Here is an 18,530-nt window from a genome sequence, read left to right as displayed (position 1 = left end):
ACCGCCGCAGCTAAACCGATAAAAGAATTAGGGGGGAAAAGGTTGAGTTACCGGAGAAGATTGTCAATGATTATTGCGCTGGATACGTACCTCGTTTTAAATTCAGTTATTGCAGGATATCAATTTTTAAAAGATTCCTATCAATTTTATGACTCCGGAGCATTATTGCTTACCGCTGTCAGCTTGCTCCTCAGCTATCATGTATGTGCTTTCCTGTTCCGTCAGTATAAACAGGTGTGGACATACACCGGACTCGGAGAGCTGATCGTCTTGCTTAAGGGCATTACGCTTTCGGCCGCTGTGACCGGCGTGATTCAGTATGCGGTGTATCATACGATGTTCTTCCGTCTGTTAACCGCGTGCTGGGTGCTTCAGTTTTTGTCTATTGGAGGAACCCGTGTTTTATCAAGAGTGTTAAAAGAAAGCATCAGAAAAAAACGCAGCGCCTCGTCCCGCGCGCTGATTATCGGGGCGGGATCAGGAGGAACTCTGATGGTCAGGCAGCTGCTGTCGAAAGATGATCCTGACATCATACCTGTCGCTTTTATTGATGACGACCAAACGAAGCATAGATTAGAAATTATGGGACTGCCCGTTATTGGCGGAAAAGAAAGTATCATGCCTGCGGTGCAAAAGCTCAAAATTAACTATATTATTATTGCCATTCCTTCGCTCCGCACCCATGAGCTTCAGGTGTTATATAAAGAATGTGTGCGAACAGGGGTAAACATCAAAATTATGCCTCATTTTGATGAAATGCTGCTCGGCACACGAACTGCCGGGCAAATCAGAGATGTAAAAGCTGAGGACTTGCTCGGCAGAAAGCCGGTCACCCTCGACACAAGCGAAATTTCAAACCGCATCAAAGGAAAAACAGTTCTCGTCACGGGAGCGGGCGGATCAATCGGTTCGGAAATCTGCCGGCAGATCAGCATGTTCCGGCCTAAGGAAATCATTCTTCTCGGCCATGGAGAAAACAGCATTCATTCGATTTATACAGAATTAAATGGAAGGTTCGGCAAACAGATTGTGTTCCATACGGAAATTGCGGATGTGCAGGACCGCGATAAAATGTTTACCTTAATGAAAAAGTACGAGCCGCACGTGGTCTACCATGCAGCTGCCCATAAGCATGTGCCTTTAATGGAACACAATCCTGAAGAGGCTGTCAAAAACAACATTATCGGGACAAAAAATGTCGCGGAAGCAGCCGATATGGCAGGGACAGAAACGTTCGTGCTGATTTCATCGGATAAAGCAGTAAACCCGGCCAACGTGATGGGGGCAACAAAACGATTCGCCGAGATGATTATTATGAATCTCGGAAAATTCAGCAGCACCAAATTTGTGGCTGTCCGCTTCGGCAATGTGCTCGGGAGCCGCGGCAGCGTCATTCCGATTTTCAAAAAACAGATTGAAAAAGGCGGCCCAGTGACGGTCACACATCCGGCGATGACCCGCTATTTCATGACAATTCCCGAGGCCTCAAGGCTTGTCATTCAGGCGGGGGCACTGGCAAAAGGACGTCAGATTTTTGTGCTCGATATGGGAGAACCCGTAAAGATTGTGGATCTTGCCAAAAACCTCATTCATTTGTCCGGCTACACGACTGAGCAGATCCCAATCGAATTCACAGGCATTCGTCCCGGTGAAAAAATGTATGAGGAATTGCTGAACAAAAATGAAGTACACGCTGAACAAATCTTTCCGAAAATTCATATCGGCAAAGCGGTGGACGGCGATTGGCCGGTGCTGATGCGCTTTATCGAGGATTTTCATGACCTGCCGGAAGCTGACCTGAGAGAGAGGCTGTTTGCGGCCATCAATACATCAGACAAAATGACGGCTGCCAGTGTTCATTAGGGGGAGTGAAGATGACGAAAAAAATCTTGTTTTGCGCGACCGTTGATTATCATTTTAAGGCCTTTCACCTCCCTTACTTTCAATGGTTTAAACGAATGGGCTGGGAGGTTCATGTCGCCGCGAGCGGACAAACCAAGCTGCCGTATGTGGATGAGAAAATTTCCATTCCGATTCGCAGGTCGCCCTTTCATCCTCAGAATCTGGCCGTTTACAGACAGCTGAAGGACGTGATCGACAACAACCAATATGACATTGTCCATTGCCATACGCCGGTCGGCGGCGTGCTTGCCAGACTAGCGGCGAGGCAAGCAAGGCGGCACGGAACAAAGGTGCTGTACACAGCGCACGGCTTTCACTTCTGCAGCGGAGCGCCGATAAAAAATTGGCTTCTTTACTATCCGGTTGAGAAATGGCTTTCGGCATATACTGACTGCCTGATTACGATTAATGAAGAGGATTACACACGGGCGAAAGGACTTCAAAGGCCGGGCGGAAAGACGCAGAAAATTCACGGCATCGGCGTCAATACCGAGCGGTTCCGGCCTGTCAGCCTGGAAGAACAGCAAAAACTCAGAAAAAAACATGGATTCCAGGAAGACGATTTTATATTGGTTTATCCGGCTGAGCTTAATTTGAACAAAAATCAGAAGCTGCTAATTGAAGCCGCTGCCTTGCTGAAAGATAAAATTCCGTCGCTCCGCCTTGTATTTGCTGGAGAAGGGGCGATGGAACAAACATATCGAACGCTGGCTGAAAAGCTTGGCGCTTCCAGCAATATCCGCTTTTACGGCTTTTGCCGCGACATTCACGAGCTGATTCAGCTTGCAGATGTATCTGTCGCCTCCAGCATCAGAGAGGGCCTCGGCATGAATGTGCTGGAGGGGATGGCGGCAGAAAAACCGGCAATTGCCACAGATAACCGCGGACACCGGGAAATCATCCGGGACGGAGAGAACGGTTTTCTGATCAAAATCGGTGACAGTGCTGCTTTTGCTGGCCGGATTGAAGAGCTTTATCATAAGCCGGAACTCTGCAAAAAGCTGGGCCAGGAAGGCCGAAAAACAGCCTTGCGTTTTTCCGAGGCGCGAACGGTAGAAGAAATGGCAGATATTTATTCCGCGTACATGGATATAAAGGAGAAAAGCGTATGAACTCAGGACCAAAAGTTTCTGTCATTATGGGCATTTATAATTGTGAACGCACTTTGGCAGAAAGCGTTGAATCCATTCTCAGCCAATCCTATAAAAACTGGGAGCTGATTATGTGTGATGATGCGTCAACTGACGGCACGCTCCGCATCGCGAAGCAGTATGCCGCTCATTACAGCGACCGCATCAAGCTGATTCAAAACAAAACAAATAAGCGGCTGGCTGCTTCATTAAATCATTGTCTTTCGCACGCAACAGGCCAGTATATCGCCCGCCAGGACGGAGACGACCTCTCGTACCCGCGCCGTCTGGAAAAGCAGGTCGCGTTTTTAGAAAAGCATCGGCATTACCAGGTGGTGGGGACCGGCATGCTAGTATTTGATGAATGCGGCGTAAGAGGCACACGTATCCTGCCTTCTGTACCGGAGCCGGGCATCATGGCAAAGGGGACCCCGTTTTGCCACGGAACGATTATGATGAGAGCGAGTGCCTACCGCACGCTGAAAGGCTACCGTTCGGTGCGGCGGACGAGACGAATGGAGGATATTGATTTGTGGCTTCGCTTTTTTGAAGAGGGCTTCAGGGGCTATAATCTCCAGGAAGCCTTGTATAAAGTAAGGGAAGACAGCGATGCATTCAAACGGCGGTCATTTACGTATTCCATTGATAACGCCATCCTTGTCTATCAGGCATGCAGACGATTGAAGCTTCCTTTATCTGATTACATATATATCGCAAAACCGTTAATCCGCGCCTTTATGCCTGCAGCCGTAATGAATCGCTATCACAAAAAAAGAGTGATGAACCAAAAGGAAGGGCTTGTTAAGCATGAATAGCGGCCAAAAGCGTGTGCTCCATGTTCTCAGCGGCATGAACAGGGGCGGTGCGGAAACTATGGTGATGAATTTATATCGGAAAACGGACAGAAGCAAAGTGCAATTTGATTTTTTAACATATCGGAATGATCCGTGCGCTTATGATGAAGAAATTTTATCTTTAGGCGGGCGGCTTTTTTATGTTCCGAGCATTGGACAAAGCAATCCCCTTACATTTGTAAGGAATGTAAAAAACACGATAAAAGAAAACGGGCCGTTCAGTGCGGTTCATGCGCACACAGATTTCCAAACGGGCTTTATCGCCCTTGCAGCACGGCTTGCCGGAGTGCCGGTCAGGGTATGCCATTCCCACAATACGTCGTGGAAGACGGGCTTCAATTGGAAGGACCGCCTGCAGCTGATGGTGTTTAGACGGCTTATTTTGGCCAATGCGACAGCACTGTGTGCCTGCGGAGAGGATGCGGGCAGGTTTTTATTCGGACAGTCAAGCATGGAGCGGGAGCGTGTTCATCTTCTTCCAAACGGAATTGATCTTGATTTATTCGCCCCAAATGGGCAGGCGGCTGTTAAAGAAAAAGCAACTCGCGGCATTGCAGGTGACCGTCTCATTATTGGACATGTGGCCCGGTTTCATGAAGTGAAAAACCACGCGTTTCTGCTGAAGCTTGCCGCGCATCTCAAAGAACGAGGGGTTCGCTTTCAGCTCGTTCTTGCAGGAGACGGACCGCTGCGCGAGAAAATGGAGGAGGAGGCGCGGCGGCAGAACCTGCTGCCAGACGTGCTCTTTTTGGGCATCGAAGAACACATTCATGAATTGATGCGTACATTTGATGTGTTTGTCATGCCGTCTCTGTATGAAGGCTTGCCGGTTGTGCTTGTGGAAGCGCAGGCATCAGGACTTCCATGCATCATATCAGATACCATTACAGAAAAAGTCGATGCCGGTCTCGGACTTGTGACGAGATTAAGTCTTTCCGAGCCGATTGGCATCTGGGCTGAAACCATTGCAAGAGCAGCCGCCGCAGGCCGGCCGAAGCGTGAGCTCATCAAAGAAACCCTCGCCGAACTTGGCTACGATGCACAGCAAAATGTTGGAGCGCTGCTGAATGTATATAACATCAGCTGCGGAAAAGGACAATAAACGATGATTGTGTATGCTGTCAATATGGGAATTGTATATATTTGGTCTTGGTTCGCCAAAATGTGCGGCGGACGTGACGATTCGCTCGCCACGGGGTATCGGCCGAATAAGCTTCTGATCTGGATTCCGCTCACGTCACTAGTGCTCGTGTCGGGTCTTCGCTACAAAGTCGGTACGGATTTTCAGACGTACACGCTGCTGTACGAATTGGCGGGCGATTACCAAAACGTATGGCAGATATTCGGTTTCGGTACTGCGAAAACGGCGACAGATCCGGGTTTTACCGCGCTGCTTTGGCTGATGAATTTCATCACGAAGGATCCGCAAATCATGTATATAACGGTTGCGGCTGTGACCTACAGCTTTATTATGAAGACACTCGCCGACTACGGAAGGCCGTTTGAGCTGAGTGTCTTTTTATTTTTGGGAACCTTTCATTATTACGCGTCTTTCAACGGCATCAGGCAATACATGGTGGCAGCCGTTTTGTTTTGGGCGATCCGCTATATCATCAGCGGGAACTGGAAACGATATTTTCTAATCGTGCTGATCAGCTCGCTCTTTCATTCCTCGGCGCTGATTATGATTCCCGTGTATTTTGTTGTCAGAAGAAAAGCCTGGTCACCGGCGATATTCGTCTTATCCGCTTTATTTCTCGGCATGACGTTTTTATACCAGAAATTTATTTCTGTGTTTGTCGTTGTGCTGGAAAACAGCTCGTACAGCCATTATGAAAAATGGCTCATGTCCAACACGAACGGAATGAATGTCATTAAAATCGCTGTCTTGATTCTGCCGCTGTTTCTCGCCTTTTGCTACAGAGCGCGTTTGCGGAAGCTGTGGCCGCAAATCGATATCGTCGTCAATTTGTGCCTGCTCGGATTTTTGTTTGGGCTTTTGGCCACTAAGGACGTGATCTTTGCCAGGTTCAACATTTATTTCGGCCTGTATCAAATGATTCTAGTCCCTTATTTCGTCAGGATATTTGATAAAAAATCGAATGCCCTGATCTATATCGCTATCATTGTTTGTTATTTTCTTTACAGTTATTTGCTTATGCCGGTTGATTCGTCCGTTCTGCCCTACAGAACGATTTTTTCCCGGTAATTTATGCAAGAGGAGCCGGTCATTATGGAAACACCTGCGGTTAGTCTGTTAGTCGCTGTTTATAACACGGAAACATATATCAAAACGTGTCTCGAGTCGCTGCGGAATCAGACGGTAGACAATATTGAAATCATCGTCGTCAATGACGGTTCAGCAGACGCCAGCCCGGATATTGCAGAGGAATACGCCAAAATCGATAACAGGTTCAAGGTGATTCATCAGGAGAACCAGGGTCTCGGCGCGGTTCGAAACAAGGGCATTGAGGCAGCCCGCGGCGAGTTTATTGCGTTTATAGATTCAGACGATTGGATCGAGCCTGATTATTGCGAGCAGATGCTTCAGGCGGCAGGCGATGAAACTGATCTTGTCATTTGCAATTACGCCGCGGAGTTTGAGGACACTGGGAAAACCATGGTCTCTGACATTGCGGAAACCTATCAAGGGCAGCCGAAGGAGCACTATATCAAGGCGTTATTCGAAGGGAAGGTCAGAGGGTTTTCATGGAACAAACTGTACAGAAGAAGCATGGTTGAAGCACATCGGCTGTCGTTTCCGCTCCGAGGAGAGCTGGAGCATGTCGAGGATCAGTTTTTCAGCTTCCGGGCTCATTTTTTCGCCCGCTCGGTATCCTATGTAAAAGCGCCGCTCTATCATTACCGAATTCACCTTTCCTCCATCGTGCAGCGCTATCAGAAAAAACTGTTTGAATCAGGACTTGCGTTATATGAAGCTAACGCGACGTTTTTACAGGAGAACAACAAACTGAAGGAGTATCAGAAAGAGCTTGATACCTTTATCGTGCTTCACAGCAGCATCTGTATGCTGAATGAATGGAAAACAAGCGGCAGCCGCCGGCTGTTTGAAAGGTTTAGAAATGTCGGTATGATTTGCGCGGACCAGGTGTTTCAGGAGAGCCTCTCAAAAACGGGTACTGCGCCTTTTGACGCAAAACGGTCATGCCTGCTTCTGATGGCGAAATACAGAATGACGCCGTTGGTCGCTATGGCGTCAGCCGTGTATCAGCGGGTAATCGAGTACAAAATGAGAAACAGAGGGTGAGGACATGTCGTTACAATCGTTGAAAATCAATCTTGCAGAATGGCTGCTGCTTAAGCTCAAATACCCGTCCCAATATTGGCTGGGTGCCCCCGATCAGCCGGTAAAGGCCGCAGCACATCAGAAAAAAATCATTCTGACCCTGCTGCCGTCCCATGACAATTTGGGGGATCACGCGATTGCTTATGCCAGCAAGGCGTTTCTTGAGCGGGAGTACCCCGATTTCGACATCATCGAGGTCGATATGAAGGACATTTATAAATCAGCAAAAGCGCTGCTTCGTTCGCGCCATCCGGAGGATATGGTCTTTATCATCGGCGGCGGAAACATGGGGGATTTATACCGTTATGAGGAGTGGACGCGCCGTTTCATCATTAAAACATTTCACGACTATCGAGTTGTCCAGCTTCCGGCAACGGCTCATTTTTCTGATACGAAAAAGGGGCGCAAAGAGCTGAAACGGGCACAGAAAATTTATAACGCGCATCCCGGCCTGTTGCTGATGGCGCGCGATGAAACAACATATCAATTTATGAAGCAGCATTTTCAGGAAAAAACGATTTTGAAGCAGCCGGACATGGTGCTGTATTTAGATAGAAGCAAGACCCCCGCAGAGCGCGAAGGGGTTTATATGTGTTTGCGTGAGGATCAGGAAAGCGTGCTGCAGGAGGGCCAGAGAAATCGGGTGAAGGCGGCGCTTATTGAAGCATTTGGCGAGATCAAATCCTTTACGACAACGATCGGGCGCCGGGTCAGCCGCGACTCCCGGGAGCAGGAGCTTGAAGCGCTGTGGTCTAAGCTGCAAAGGGCAGAAGCTGTTGTTACTGACAGGCTTCATGGCATGATCTTTTGCGCGCTGACAGGAACGCCGTGTGTCGTCATCCGCTCCTTTGACCACAAGGTGATGGAAGGCTATCAATGGCTCAAAGACATCCCATCGATGGTACTGATTGAACACCCCGACCCCGAGTGCGTGACAGCCGCAGTGAAAGAGCTGTTAACAAAAGAAACACCTCGTGCCGGCTTTCCGAGAGATGTGTATTTTAAAGGGCTGCGGGATAAAATCAGCGGTGAAGCGCAATGACCCCGCTCGTCAGCATTATTGTCCCGATGTATAACGTTGAACCATATATAGAGGAGTGTATTGATTCTCTGCTTCGCCAAACGCTTTCTGATATTGAAATCATCCTCGTGAATGACGGAACGCCGGATCGTTCAGGCGAAATTGCAGACGACTATGCAAAGCAGGATGCGAGAATTCAGGTCATTCATCAGACAAACGGCGGACTGAGCTCAGCGCGAAATGCGGGAATAAAGGCAGCACGGGGCACGTATGTCGGCTTTGTCGATGGAGACGATTATGTATCTTCCGCTATGTTCCAGAGGCTGGTTGAAGAGGCGGAGGAGAATCGGCTCGACATCGCTGGATGCGGTTTTTACAAGCTGTCAGCGGACAGTCGGATGTATGTGCCGCCGCAGCTTGACACTAACCGCGTGCTGACAAAAACGGAAATCGCTGAACGGCTCAAGCATGCTCACGAAACGAGGTTTATCTGGTATGTATGGCGTTATCTTTATCGCCGTGAGCTTTTGGAAAGGGCAAACCTGATGTTCGATGAAGACATCCGTTTTGCGGAAGACTCTCCCTTCAATTTGTCCGCTTTTTTTGAAGCGGAGCGTGTGAAAATGCTGGATGAAGGCTTGTACGTCTATCGTGAAAACCCGAACAGCCTGACGGAAATGCCTTATAAGCCTGCGATGGATGAACAGATTCAAAAGCAATATCAGGCGAAAATTGCATTCTACAATCATTACGGCTTAGCAGGTGCATGCAAGGAAGATTTGAATGTGTACATTTGCAGGCACCAGCTTCCGATGCTTCTGGCAAACGCTTGTGCTTCTCCAAATCCGCCGAAAGCCATTAAAAAGCAGATCAGACAGATTTTATCCTATGACATGGTGCGGCAGGCTGTCAGACATACACCGTTTCAGCATGAGAAATTATTAAGAGGCGAGCGTTTGGTATTAGGGCTGTGCAAACTGCGGCTCATATTTCTCATTAAGCTGTTTTTTGAGCAGCGGGGGACGATGAAAGGCAGTGCGAAGCAGGCATGAAATTCACGATAAACTTCAGCGCTAATCTCACGGCTTTTCTCTTGTCCGTTTTCCTGTCGGTCTGGATGACGCCTTTCATTGTCAAAACACTTGGTGTTGAAGCGTTCGGCTTTGTTCATTTGACACAAAATGTGATTAATTACTTTTCGATTATTACTGTAGCGCTCAGCTCGGTTGTTGTCCGGTTCTTTTCTGTCGCCGCCCATAGGGGAGAGCGGGAGAAAGCCAATGCGTATATCAGCAACTATTTGGCAGCGTCTGTTCTGATATCATTGCTACTTTTGCTGCCGCTTGCCGGCTCGGCTTTTTTTATTGACCGTGTGATGAACGTGCCACAGGCGCTTTTGTCAGATGTGCGTTTATCGATTTTGATCGGCAGTCTGCTGTTTATTTTAACGTTTCTGATGGCGGGTTTCGGCGCTGCTCCATTTTATGCGAATCGCCTTTATATCACCAGCTCAATTCAGGCGGTGCAAATGCTTGTGCGCGTGCTGTCTGTGCTTCTCTTGTTTGCATGCTTTACGCCGAAAATATGGCAGATTCAGCTTGCTGCTTTAGCTGGTGCTGTCATCGCGTCTGCGCTGTCTTTCTATTTCTTCAAAAAGCTGATTCCGTGGTTTTCGTTTCGTATGAAAGATCTTTCATTCCGCACAAGCAGGGAGCTGTTTCAGGCGGGCACATGGAGCTCCGTCAATCAAATCGGCGTGCTGCTTTTTTTGCAGATTGATCTATTAACCGCCAACTTGGTGCTGGGGGCGGCTGCCTCCGGGAAATACGCGGCGATCATCCAGTTCCCGCTGCTGCTGCGCAGCTTGGCTGGTACGGTCGCCTCCCTGTTTGCGCCTCTGATCACTTCTTATTATTCAAAAGGCGATATGGACGGGTTGGTGAATTACGCCAACAAAGCAGTGAGGCTGAACGGTCTTCTTCTGGCGCTTCCTGCTGCACTATTGGGCGGATTGGCGGGACCATTTCTGACGATCTGGCTCGGTCCGTCTTTTTCATCTATAGCGCCGCTTTTATACATTCATGCCGGATACTTGGTGGTCAGCCTCGCCTTTATGCCGCTGTTTTATATTTGGACCGCCTTTAATCAGCAAAAAACACCGGCGATTGTTACCCTGCTGTTAGGCGCGGTGAATGTGGTGCTGGCCGTCACTCTGAGCGGACCGGCTCATCTTGGCTTGTACGGCATTACATTGGCCGGGGCGATTTCCTTGATGTTGAAAAATGCCATCTTTACACCGCTGTACGTATCCCGCATTACCGGCTACAAAAAGCACGTGTTTTTTAAAGGCATATTTGGGCCTCTTTCAGCAGCTGTGTTTGCCTGGGCGGTTTGTGAGGCAATCCAGTTATTTATCGAGATTGACGGCTGGACGTCACTGATTGCGACGGGAATGGCAGTCAGCTGCTGCTACGCCGTTTTCGCATTTACACTTGTTTGCACGAAAGAAGAAAGACAGCTGGTACTGAAACGGTTTCGAAAAACGAAAGGAGCTGTGAATCTTTGATCCTGAAACGACTTTTTGATCTGACGGCCGCCATTTTGTTGTTGTGCTGTACGAGTGTGATCATTCTGTTTACCATCGCTGTTGTCAGGCTGAAAATAGGATCCCCTGTTTTTTTTAAGCAAGTGAGGCCGGGCCTGCACGGCAAACCATTCACCCTTTATAAATTCCGAACGATGACGGATGAAAGGGACAGTGAAGGAAACCTGCTGCCCGATGAAGTCCGGCTGACCAAAACGGGGAGGCTGATCAGAAAGCTGAGCATCGATGAGCTTCCGCAGCTGCTGAATGTCCTAAAAGGCGATCTCAGCCTTGTCGGCCCGCGCCCGCTCCTAATGGACTATCTGCCGCTTTATACAGAAAAACAGGCACGGCGCCATGAGGTAAAGCCGGGCATCACAGGCTGGGCGCAAATCAACGGCAGAAACGCGATTTCCTGGGAAAAGAAATTTGAATTAGATGTTTGGTACGTTGATAACCGATCATTTTTTCTCGATTTGAAAATTTTGTGTTTGACGGTGCGAAAGGTCCTTGTTTCAGAAGGGATTCAGCAAACCAATCATGTGACTGCGGAACGCTTTACAGGAAGCGGAGATGTATCCTCATGAGAAACGTGGCCATTGTAGGTGACGGCGGACACGGAAAGGTGATCAGAGAGCTGATAAACGCCCGGTCAGACACGCGTTTAGCGGCGGTGCTGGATGATAAATTCAGAACGTTTGAAGCTGGAGAAGAGTGGTTCACAGGCCCGCCGGAAGCCGTTTCTGAGGTGCGCAGGCTGGTCCCCGATGTGTTGTTTCTGATCGCGATCGGGAACAACCGTGTCAGAAAACAGGTGGCTGAACGCCTGGACCTGAAGAAAGAAGATTTTATTACATTGATTCACCCGTCAGCCATCGTCAGCAAGTCGGCTGTCATCGGGGAAGGGACCGTGATTATGGCGGGCGCGATCATTCAGGCGGATGCGCGTATCGGCGCTCACTGCATCATCAATACAGGCGCCGTGGCAGAGCACGACAATCAAATCGGCGATTATGTCCATCTCTCTCCGCGTGTCACGCTGTCAGGAGCGGTCGCCGTTCAGGAAGGCGCCCACGTCGGAACCGGCGCGGCCGTCATCCCGCAGCTCACAATCGGATCGTGGAGCATTGTCGGCGCCGGCTCCGCGGTGATCCGTTCTATACCGGACAGGGTAACGGTGGCCGGTGCGCCAGCGCGCATTATTTCTTCCATTCAAACATAAAACAAAGGATGATTATATGCATAAAAGAATCTACTTATCTCCCCCTCATATGAGCGGAAGAGAGCAGCATTATATTTCAGAAGCCTTTCACTCTAACTGGATTGCACCGCTTGGGCCTCTCGTGAATTCATTTGAAGAACAGCTGGCTGAACGCGTCGGTGTTAAAGGGGCCGCTGCAGTCAGCTCAGGAACGGCAGCGATCCACCTGGCGCTGCGTTTGCTTGAAGTAAAAGAAGGGGACAACGTGTTTTGCCAGTCCTTTACATTTGTAGCAACCGCCAACCCGATTTTATATGAAAAAGCGGTGCCTGTCTTTATTGATTCTGAGCCTGATACGTGGAATATGTCGCCAAAAGCCCTTGAAAGAGCGCTGGAAGAAGCAAAAAGAAAGGGAACGCTGCCAAAAGCGGTGATTGCTGTCAATCTATATGGACAGAGCGCGAAAATGGATGAAATCGTAAGCCTTTGTGATGCATACGGAGTTCCTGTCATTGAAGACGCAGCCGAGTCTCTCGGTACAGTTTATAAAGGGAAGCAAAGCGGGACATTCGGGCGCTTCGGCATTTTTTCATTTAACGGGAACAAAATCATCACCACATCAGGCGGAGGGATGCTCGTTTCAAATGATGAAGCCGCCATTGAAAAAGCAAGATTTCTCGCTTCACAGGCCCGTGATGCGGCTGTTCATTATCAGCACAGCGAAATCGGGCACAATTACAGGCTGAGCAATATCTTAGCCGGTGTAGGCATTGCCCAGCTTGAGGTGCTGGATGAGCGGGTGGAGAAAAGAAGGGCCATTTTTACGAGATATAAACATGCACTCGGTCACATAGATGGTGTCCGCTTTATGCCGGAGTATGCAGCAGGCGTATCCAATCGCTGGCTTACCACACTCACACTTGAGAACGGACTCAGTCCATATGACGTAGTGGAACGCCTTGCTGAAGAAAACATTGAAGCGCGTCCGCTGTGGAAGCCGCTTCATACACAGCCGCTGTTTCAGCCGGCTTTGTTTTATTCTCATGAAGGGACAGGAAGCATATGCGAAGATCTTTTTAAGCGCGGGATCTGTCTCCCATCTGGATCCAATATGACGGAAGAAGAACAAAACCGGGTCATTGATGTGCTAGTAAACTTATTCCAAACAGCCGAGGTGAAGAAATGGACAGCAAGTATTCGATGATCAGCCTGAAACAGAAATTGTCCGGGCTGCTCGACGTCATTCCGAAACAATCCGAGATCATATACGCCGACTATCCTCTATATGGAAATGTAGGGGATTTATTTATTATGAAGGGAACAGAAGCCTTCTTTAAAGAACATGGGATCCGTGTCAGAAAACGCTGGAATCCTGACAATTTTCCTGTCGGACGGAAGCTGGATCCGAATCTCATCATCGTCTGCCAGGGAGGCGGAAACTTTGGGGATTTGTATCCGTATTATCAAGGTTTTAGAGAGAAAATCGTCCAAACCTATCCGAACCACAAAATCGTGATTCTGCCGCAATCGATTTACTTTCAACAAAAAGACAATCTCAAACGGACAGCTGAGATATTTTCTAAACATTCGAATCTCCACATCATCGCAAGGGAAAAAGCCTCCTATGAAACGGCGCAGGCTTACTTTACAAGCAATCATATTAAGCTTCTGCCTGATATGGCTCATCAGCTTTTTCCCATCGCTCCGACGCAGCAGCCGTTCAATCAAAAGCTGAAATTTATCAGGACAGATCATGAAGCAAACGAGGAGCTTCAGGAACACGCAAGAGCGGAGAGCTACGACTGGCGCACAGTGCTGTCAGCTTCAGACCGCCGGACGATCGCTTTTCTGCAAACGCTGAACGTCCTGAACAAAAAAGCGGGCAACCCTCTGCCGATCGCGTTTATATGGGAAAAATACTCGGATTATATCGTCAAAAAAGCGATCCAGTTCTTCAGCCGTTACGAAATGGTCGAAACGTCAAGGCTGCACGGACACATCTTGTCCTCTCTTCTCCAAAAAGAAAACACGGTCATCGATAATTCCTACGGGAAAAACGCCAATTACTATCACACCTGGATGGAAGGAGTGCCGTACACCCGGCTCATCCAGAACGCTTCTAAGAAGGAAAACCTTCCTGCTCACATGTGAGCGGAAGGTTTATTTTGATTCTCCCCGTTTGACTTTGTTGTACGCTTCATCTAAATGCTGAATCCGTTTCAAAACGACTGCGTTTTTCGTCAGCTGGTCCTGCACAAGCGTTGAGACGACGGAACGGTAATAGCTGTTCATCGCGTGGATTTTATCCTCTGATTGATTCATTTCGATATGCTGTTTTAAATTCTCAATAAAATAAGGGACGGAAAAAAGTTCAGACATTTCTTTGGCAGCTCCTTTTTCATAAATGTATACGGTGTGATCTCAATCATGTACAATGAAGAAAGGGGAGTGAGCAAGATGGATATGAAACTTCAGCAAGTACAAGTATTAAAGCCTCAACTGACACAGGAGCTCAGGCAGGCCATCACGCTGCTTGGCTATCATTCGGCAGAACTCGCCGAATACATTGATGAGCTCTCACTGGAAAACCCTCTTATTGAACGAAAGGAATTAGACACACCGCCACTATCTTACCATAAAACAAATAAAAACAGGATGAATGCACAGGAAGCAGGCCTTCAATTAAGTGATCCGCAAAAAACACTGCAGGATGTGTTAAAACAGCAGTCACTCGATATGAATTTGACAAACTCTGAAAAAAAGATTTTTAATTATCTGATTCATTCGCTTGATTCGAATGGGTACTTGGAAGAAGATATGGAGGAGGCAGCACGGCGATTATCTGTTTCGACTAAGGAAGCGGAGGCTGTTTTGGCAAAACTCCAGTCGTTAGAGCCAGCTGGAATCGGCGCAAGATCTCTGCAGGAATGCATTCTTCTCCAATTACAGCGGCTGCCGAATAGAAATGAACAAGCGGAAATGCTTGTTTCTGCTCATTTTGATGCTTTTGCGCAAAAGAACTGGAAAGCGCTTTCAAAGGAGACGGGAATTCCGCTTCATACGATTCAAGATATCTCTGATGACATCGCAGCTCTTCACCCAAGACCGGGCCTTCTGTTTGCCCGGCCGGAGCAAGATGTGTATATCGAGCCTGACATTTTTATTACCGTGAAAAACGGGCACATTGCTGCGGAGCTGAATACCCGCTCGTTTCCAGAGATAGACCTGCATCCGCAGTACAGGCCGCTTTTATCGTCGGGCTCCTGTCAGGATACCGCTTCATATTTATCGGCAAAGTATCAGGAATGGCGCTGGCTGAGCCGCGCGCTGCAGCAGCGAAAACAGACGATCACGAGAATTGTTAATGAGCTGATCACACGGCAAAAGGATTTCTTTCTGAAAGGGCGAAGCGCAATGAAGCCGCTGACTCTTAGAGAGGTAGCGGACTGCCTAAGCCTTCATGAATCAACTGTGAGCCGGGCAATTAAAGGGAAAACGATACAAACGCCGTACGGGCTGTTTGAGATGAAACTCTTTTTCTCAGCAAAAGCTGAGGCTTCAGGAGATGGAGATACGTCTAACTATGCAGTCAAAACGCATCTTGAAGACCTGATTAATCAAGAGGACAAAACAAAACCGCTCTCAGATCAAAAGCTTGCCGATTTGCTATATGAACAGAACGGCATCCAAATCTCCAGACGCACAGTCGCCAAATACCGCGACCAAATGAACATTCCGTCGTCGGCAGCAAGAAAACGGTATAAATAAAATCCTCCCGTGATGGGAGGATTTTTTAAGGAATCATCCAGCTGAATACATGATGCTGCAAAAAGGTGATGATACAAACGAGCAGCAGCAAAAACAAGCTGTGCTTAATGGTAAAGCGGAAAAGATCTGACTCTTTTCCGCCAAGTCCTACCGCGGCGCATGCCACCGCAATTGACTGCGGCGAAATCATTTTTCCTGTGACACCGCCTGATGAGTTGGCGGCGACTGACAGAACAGGGTCCATGCCGACTGATAACGCGGTGACTTTCTGCAGGTTGCCGAACAGCAGGTTGGCAGAAGTATCCGAGCCGGTAATGAAGACGCCGAGCCAGCCGAGAACAGGCGAAAAGAAGGTAAACATCGAACCCGTCAGCGCGAGTGTCATCCCGAGTGTCGTACTCATTCCCGAGGAATTGGTGACATAGGCAAAACCGACGACAGATGCGATGGTCAAAATCGGAAACTTCAACTCTTGGATTGTTTCTTTAAAAACGGCTCCCCAGTCTTTCCACGAAATCGCCGTGATGAACTTTGACAGCAAAGCGGCAATCAAGATCGCGGTGCCGGCCGAACCAAGCACCTCAAGCTTGTAAACCGCTTCAATCGGCGTGCCGTCAGCATTGATAATTTGATTGTTCAAAAAAGGCACACCAGGGGCAAAAGTCAGTTTTTGCCCAACGGCATTCAGCCACTGCAAGAAAACAGCGGAGCCTTCATAATGGCCGGTCAGCGCCGATTTGACAGATGGGATGCCCCATACAGAAATCATGACTGTCAGCAGCAGAAATGGCGACCAGGCCATGAAAATCTGTCCGCCGCTGTACGCAGGCGCTGCCTGATTCGTTTTCGCCGTTTCAATCGCGGCGGCCGATTCCTGTTCACTGGCAAACCGGAATGTTGTTTTCGGCTTCCACCATTTTAAAAACACTGCAAGCGCAGCCATCGAAACAAGTGCCGACAAAACATCCGGCAGCTCAGGCCCTAAAAAATTGGAGCTGAGATATTGAACAACAGCAAAGGAAACACCGGAAACGAGAATTGCCGGCCAAACCTCCAAGGCTTTCTTGAACCCGCTCATGATGATGATTAGATAAAGAGGAATAAATACGGATAGAAACGGCAGCTGCCGCCCGACCATTTGTGAAATCTCCATCGCCGGAATCCCTGTCGGCCCTTCTACGGCTGTAATCGGAATCCCAATCGCCCCAAAGGCCACAGGGGCCGTATTGGCGATCAAACAGATTCCCGCCGCATAAAGAGGGTTAAAGCCGAGTCCGACCAGCAGAGCGGCAGAAATGGCAACCGGTGCTCCGAAGCCCGCCGCTCCTTCTAAAAAAGCACCGAATGAGAAAGCGATCAAGAGTGCCTGAAGCCGGCGGTCATCAGTTATCGAGAGGACAGAGCTGCGAATGATATCAAACTGTCCCGTTTTCACAGTGATTTTATACAAAAAAACAGACGTCACAATAATCCAGCCGATCGGCAACATTCCGTATACGGCTCCTTGTGTAGCGGACATCAGCGCTTTTTCCGCAGGCATCCGATAAACCAATACAGCAATGACAAGTGCGATCCCCAAGGTGGACAAGCCCGCTGTATACCCCTTCATGCGTTTAATCGCGAGCGCCCAGAAAAAGAAAATAATCGGTACCAGTGCGGCGAGCGCTGATAAAAGCAAATTTCCCCCTATAGGCGTAAATGCCTGTGTCCATTGCATCCCAAACCCCTCCTTGAAACATAAACTGGCGTTATATGTAAGCGGTTTCTAAAGATGATATGATCATCTGATGACTGGGTAATAAGACCAGTTACCTAGCATTATATTTTGAAAAAAATCAAAGTACAAGACTTTTTGACAAAATTGTCTAAATCTTTTGGCGGCCCCGAAAACAGAGTATAATAGATCGTAACCAGCCAGACCTACAAGTTACGGGGTGAATTGCATTGAAATACAAACAGATTAAAACAAAGAAAATATATGAAGAAGTGGCGGATGCACTATTAGATATGATCAAAAACGGCGAATTGAAGCCGGGAGATAAATTAGACTCCGTTCAGGCGCTCTCTGAAAGCTTTCAAGTCAGCCGCTCAGCGGTCCGTGAAGCACTTTCTGCATTAAAAGCGATGGGGCTAGTCGAAATGAAACAGGGAGAAGGCACATACTTGAAGGAATTTGAACCGAATCAAATTTCTCAGCCGCTCTCAGCCGCGCTTCTCATGAAAAAAGAGGACGTTAAGCAGCTGCTTGAGGTCAGAAAATTGCTTGAAATCGGCGTTGTATCATTAGCTGCTGAAAAAAGGACAGAAGAGGACCTCGAAAGAATTCATGCTGCGTTAAAGGAAATGGGCAGCATTGAAGGGGACGGAGAGCTGGGTGAGAAAGCAGACTTCGCATTTCATCTGGCGCTGGCTGACGCTTCCCAAAATGATCTTCTTAAACATCTGATGAATCACGTGTCATCATTGCTGCTGGAAACAATGAGGGAAACACGGAAAATCTGGCTGTTTTCCAAGAAGACCTCAGTTCAGCGGCTTTATGAGGAGCATGAGCGGATTTACAACGCCGTGGCTGCACAGGATGGAGTGCAGGCGGAGGCTGCTATGCTGGCGCATTTAACGAATGTGGAAGCTGTGCTTTCGGGATATTTCGAGGAAAATGTGCAATAATCAACTCATTTCCCGGGCAATTCCGCCGGTGCTGCATGATACAAACAACTGAGACTGAGCCGCAAAGGGTTCAGTCTTTTTACATGAAGCAGCAGG

The 18,530-nt window shown here is 48.4% G+C and carries 16 protein-coding genes and 1 pseudogene; 15 read left to right on the top strand and 2 right to left on the bottom strand.

All coding sequences use genetic code 11. From position 1 onward, the window contains the following. Window positions 1-42 precede the first annotated feature (42 nt). The 13 genes and pseudogenes from MOC09_RS11980 (at window position 43) to MOC09_RS11920 (ending at window position 14,150) form a co-directional block, all read left to right on the top strand. On the top strand, window positions 43-1,863 hold the full coding sequence (locus MOC09_RS11980; protein WP_268370614.1) for a nucleoside-diphosphate sugar epimerase/dehydratase: 1,821 nt from the start codon (window positions 43-45) through the stop codon (window positions 1,861-1,863). An 11-nt stretch (window positions 1,864-1,874) separates the two neighbouring features. Next, window positions 1,875-3,014, top strand: coding sequence for a glycosyltransferase family 4 protein (locus MOC09_RS11975; RefSeq protein ID WP_268370613.1), 1,140 nt, complete (start codon window positions 1,875-1,877; stop codon window positions 3,012-3,014). Further along, the gene (gene epsE / locus MOC09_RS11970; RefSeq protein WP_268358135.1) at window positions 3,011-3,847 is read left to right on the top strand and encodes a glycosyltransferase EpsE; all 837 of its coding nucleotides are present in this window, start codon (window positions 3,011-3,013) and stop codon (window positions 3,845-3,847) included. Before MOC09_RS11975 ends, epsE begins: the two co-directional genes overlap by 4 nt. After that, window positions 3,840-4,995: pseudogene (locus tag MOC09_RS11965) on the top strand (glycosyltransferase family 1 protein). The gene epsE and the pseudogene MOC09_RS11965 overlap by 8 nt, the downstream one beginning before the upstream one ends. Then, complete coding sequence (gene epsG / locus MOC09_RS11960; protein WP_268358133.1) at window positions 4,992-6,095, top strand: biofilm exopolysaccharide biosynthesis protein EpsG; 1,104 nt, start codon at window positions 4,992-4,994, stop codon at window positions 6,093-6,095. Before MOC09_RS11965 ends, epsG begins: the two are co-directional and overlap by 4 nt. A 24-nt stretch (window positions 6,096-6,119) precedes the next feature. After that, window positions 6,120-7,154 (top strand): glycosyltransferase family 2 protein, encoded by a 1,035-nt coding sequence (locus MOC09_RS11955; RefSeq protein ID WP_268358132.1) that lies wholly within the window; start codon window positions 6,120-6,122, stop codon window positions 7,152-7,154. Between the two features lie 4 nt (window positions 7,155-7,158). Continuing rightward, window positions 7,159-8,235: a polysaccharide pyruvyl transferase family protein gene (locus MOC09_RS11950; RefSeq protein ID WP_268358131.1), complete on the top strand. Its 1,077-nt coding sequence runs from the start codon at window positions 7,159-7,161 to the stop codon at window positions 8,233-8,235. Next, a complete protein-coding gene (locus tag MOC09_RS11945) occupies window positions 8,232-9,266 on the top strand; it encodes a glycosyltransferase (protein WP_268358129.1) in 1,035 nt (344 codons plus the stop codon). Before MOC09_RS11950 ends, MOC09_RS11945 begins: the two co-directional genes overlap by 4 nt. Beyond that, window positions 9,263-10,780, top strand: coding sequence for an MATE family efflux transporter (locus MOC09_RS11940; protein WP_268370611.1), 1,518 nt, complete (start codon window positions 9,263-9,265; stop codon window positions 10,778-10,780). The genes MOC09_RS11945 and MOC09_RS11940 overlap by 4 nt, the downstream gene beginning before the upstream one ends. Continuing rightward, complete coding sequence (locus tag MOC09_RS11935) at window positions 10,777-11,385, top strand: sugar transferase (protein ID WP_268370610.1); 609 nt, start codon at window positions 10,777-10,779, stop codon at window positions 11,383-11,385. The genes MOC09_RS11940 and MOC09_RS11935 overlap by 4 nt, the downstream gene beginning before the upstream one ends. After that, window positions 11,382-12,020, top strand: a complete 639-nt coding sequence (locus MOC09_RS11930; protein ID WP_268358125.1) for an acetyltransferase — start codon at window positions 11,382-11,384, stop codon at window positions 12,018-12,020. Before MOC09_RS11935 ends, MOC09_RS11930 begins: the two co-directional genes overlap by 4 nt. Before the next feature lie 16 nt (window positions 12,021-12,036). Then, complete coding sequence (locus MOC09_RS11925; protein WP_268358123.1) at window positions 12,037-13,203, top strand: aminotransferase class I/II-fold pyridoxal phosphate-dependent enzyme; 1,167 nt, start codon at window positions 12,037-12,039, stop codon at window positions 13,201-13,203. Further along, complete coding sequence (locus MOC09_RS11920) at window positions 13,182-14,150, top strand: polysaccharide pyruvyl transferase family protein (protein WP_268370608.1); 969 nt, start codon at window positions 13,182-13,184, stop codon at window positions 14,148-14,150. Before MOC09_RS11925 ends, MOC09_RS11920 begins: the two co-directional genes overlap by 22 nt. Window positions 14,151-14,159: 9 nt before the next feature. On the opposite strand, the gene yvfG is transcribed toward MOC09_RS11920, so the two are convergent. Next, window positions 14,160-14,378 (bottom strand): protein YvfG, encoded by a 219-nt coding sequence (gene yvfG, locus MOC09_RS11915; protein ID WP_003219905.1) that lies wholly within the window; start codon window positions 14,376-14,378, stop codon window positions 14,160-14,162. Between the two features lie 78 nt (window positions 14,379-14,456). On the opposite strand from yvfG, the gene rpoN reads away from it, so the two are divergent. Further along, window positions 14,457-15,767, top strand: a complete 1,311-nt coding sequence (gene rpoN / locus MOC09_RS11910; RefSeq protein ID WP_268370607.1) for an RNA polymerase factor sigma-54 — start codon at window positions 14,457-14,459, stop codon at window positions 15,765-15,767. A gap of 25 nt (window positions 15,768-15,792) precedes the next feature. Here the strand turns inward: rpoN and lutP are convergent, their stop codons facing one another. Then, window positions 15,793-17,484 (bottom strand): L-lactate permease LutP, encoded by a 1,692-nt coding sequence (gene lutP / locus MOC09_RS11905; RefSeq protein WP_268370605.1) that lies wholly within the window; start codon window positions 17,482-17,484, stop codon window positions 15,793-15,795. Between the two features lie 227 nt (window positions 17,485-17,711). Between lutP and lutR the strand changes: the two genes are divergently transcribed. Next, complete coding sequence (lutR, locus tag MOC09_RS11900; RefSeq protein WP_284439438.1) at window positions 17,712-18,434, top strand: L-lactate utilization/bacilysin biosynthesis transcriptional regulator LutR; 723 nt, start codon at window positions 17,712-17,714, stop codon at window positions 18,432-18,434. The last annotated feature ends 96 nt before the right edge of the window (window positions 18,435-18,530 follow it).

Source organism: Bacillus sp. N12A5, from assembly GCF_026790125.1.
Lineage (GTDB): Bacteria > Bacillota > Bacilli > Bacillales > Bacillaceae > Bacillus.
This window is presented reverse-complemented; position numbering and strand designations above follow the sequence as displayed.

Excerpts from the sequence above, each read along its gene's own strand:
- MOC09_RS11945 (WP_268358129.1), top strand. The coding sequence starts at position 8,232 with ATGACCCCGCTCGTCAGCATTATTGTCCCGATGTATAACGTTGAACCA.
- MOC09_RS11925 (WP_268358123.1), top strand. The coding sequence starts at position 12,037 with ATGCATAAAAGAATCTACTTATCTCCCCCTCATATGAGCGGAAGAGAG.
- epsG (WP_268358133.1), top strand. The coding sequence starts at position 4,992 with ATGATTGTGTATGCTGTCAATATGGGAATTGTATATATTTGGTCTTGG.
- MOC09_RS11920 (WP_268370608.1), top strand. The coding sequence starts at position 13,182 with ATGGACAGCAAGTATTCGATGATCAGCCTGAAACAGAAATTGTCCGGG.
- MOC09_RS11955 (WP_268358132.1), top strand. The coding sequence starts at position 6,120 with ATGGAAACACCTGCGGTTAGTCTGTTAGTCGCTGTTTATAACACGGAA.
- MOC09_RS11950 (WP_268358131.1), top strand. The coding sequence starts at position 7,159 with ATGTCGTTACAATCGTTGAAAATCAATCTTGCAGAATGGCTGCTGCTT.
- rpoN (WP_268370607.1), top strand. The coding sequence starts at position 14,457 with ATGGATATGAAACTTCAGCAAGTACAAGTATTAAAGCCTCAACTGACA.
- MOC09_RS11975 (WP_268370613.1), top strand. The coding sequence starts at position 1,875 with ATGACGAAAAAAATCTTGTTTTGCGCGACCGTTGATTATCATTTTAAG.
- lutP (WP_268370605.1), bottom strand. The coding sequence starts at position 17,484 with ATGCAATGGACACAGGCATTTACGCCTATAGGGGGAAATTTGCTTTTA.
- yvfG (WP_003219905.1), bottom strand. The coding sequence starts at position 14,378 with ATGTCTGAACTTTTTTCCGTCCCTTATTTTATTGAGAATTTAAAACAG.
- epsE (WP_268358135.1), top strand. The coding sequence starts at position 3,011 with ATGAACTCAGGACCAAAAGTTTCTGTCATTATGGGCATTTATAATTGT.
- MOC09_RS11940 (WP_268370611.1), top strand. The coding sequence starts at position 9,263 with ATGAAATTCACGATAAACTTCAGCGCTAATCTCACGGCTTTTCTCTTG.
- MOC09_RS11930 (WP_268358125.1), top strand. The coding sequence starts at position 11,382 with ATGAGAAACGTGGCCATTGTAGGTGACGGCGGACACGGAAAGGTGATC.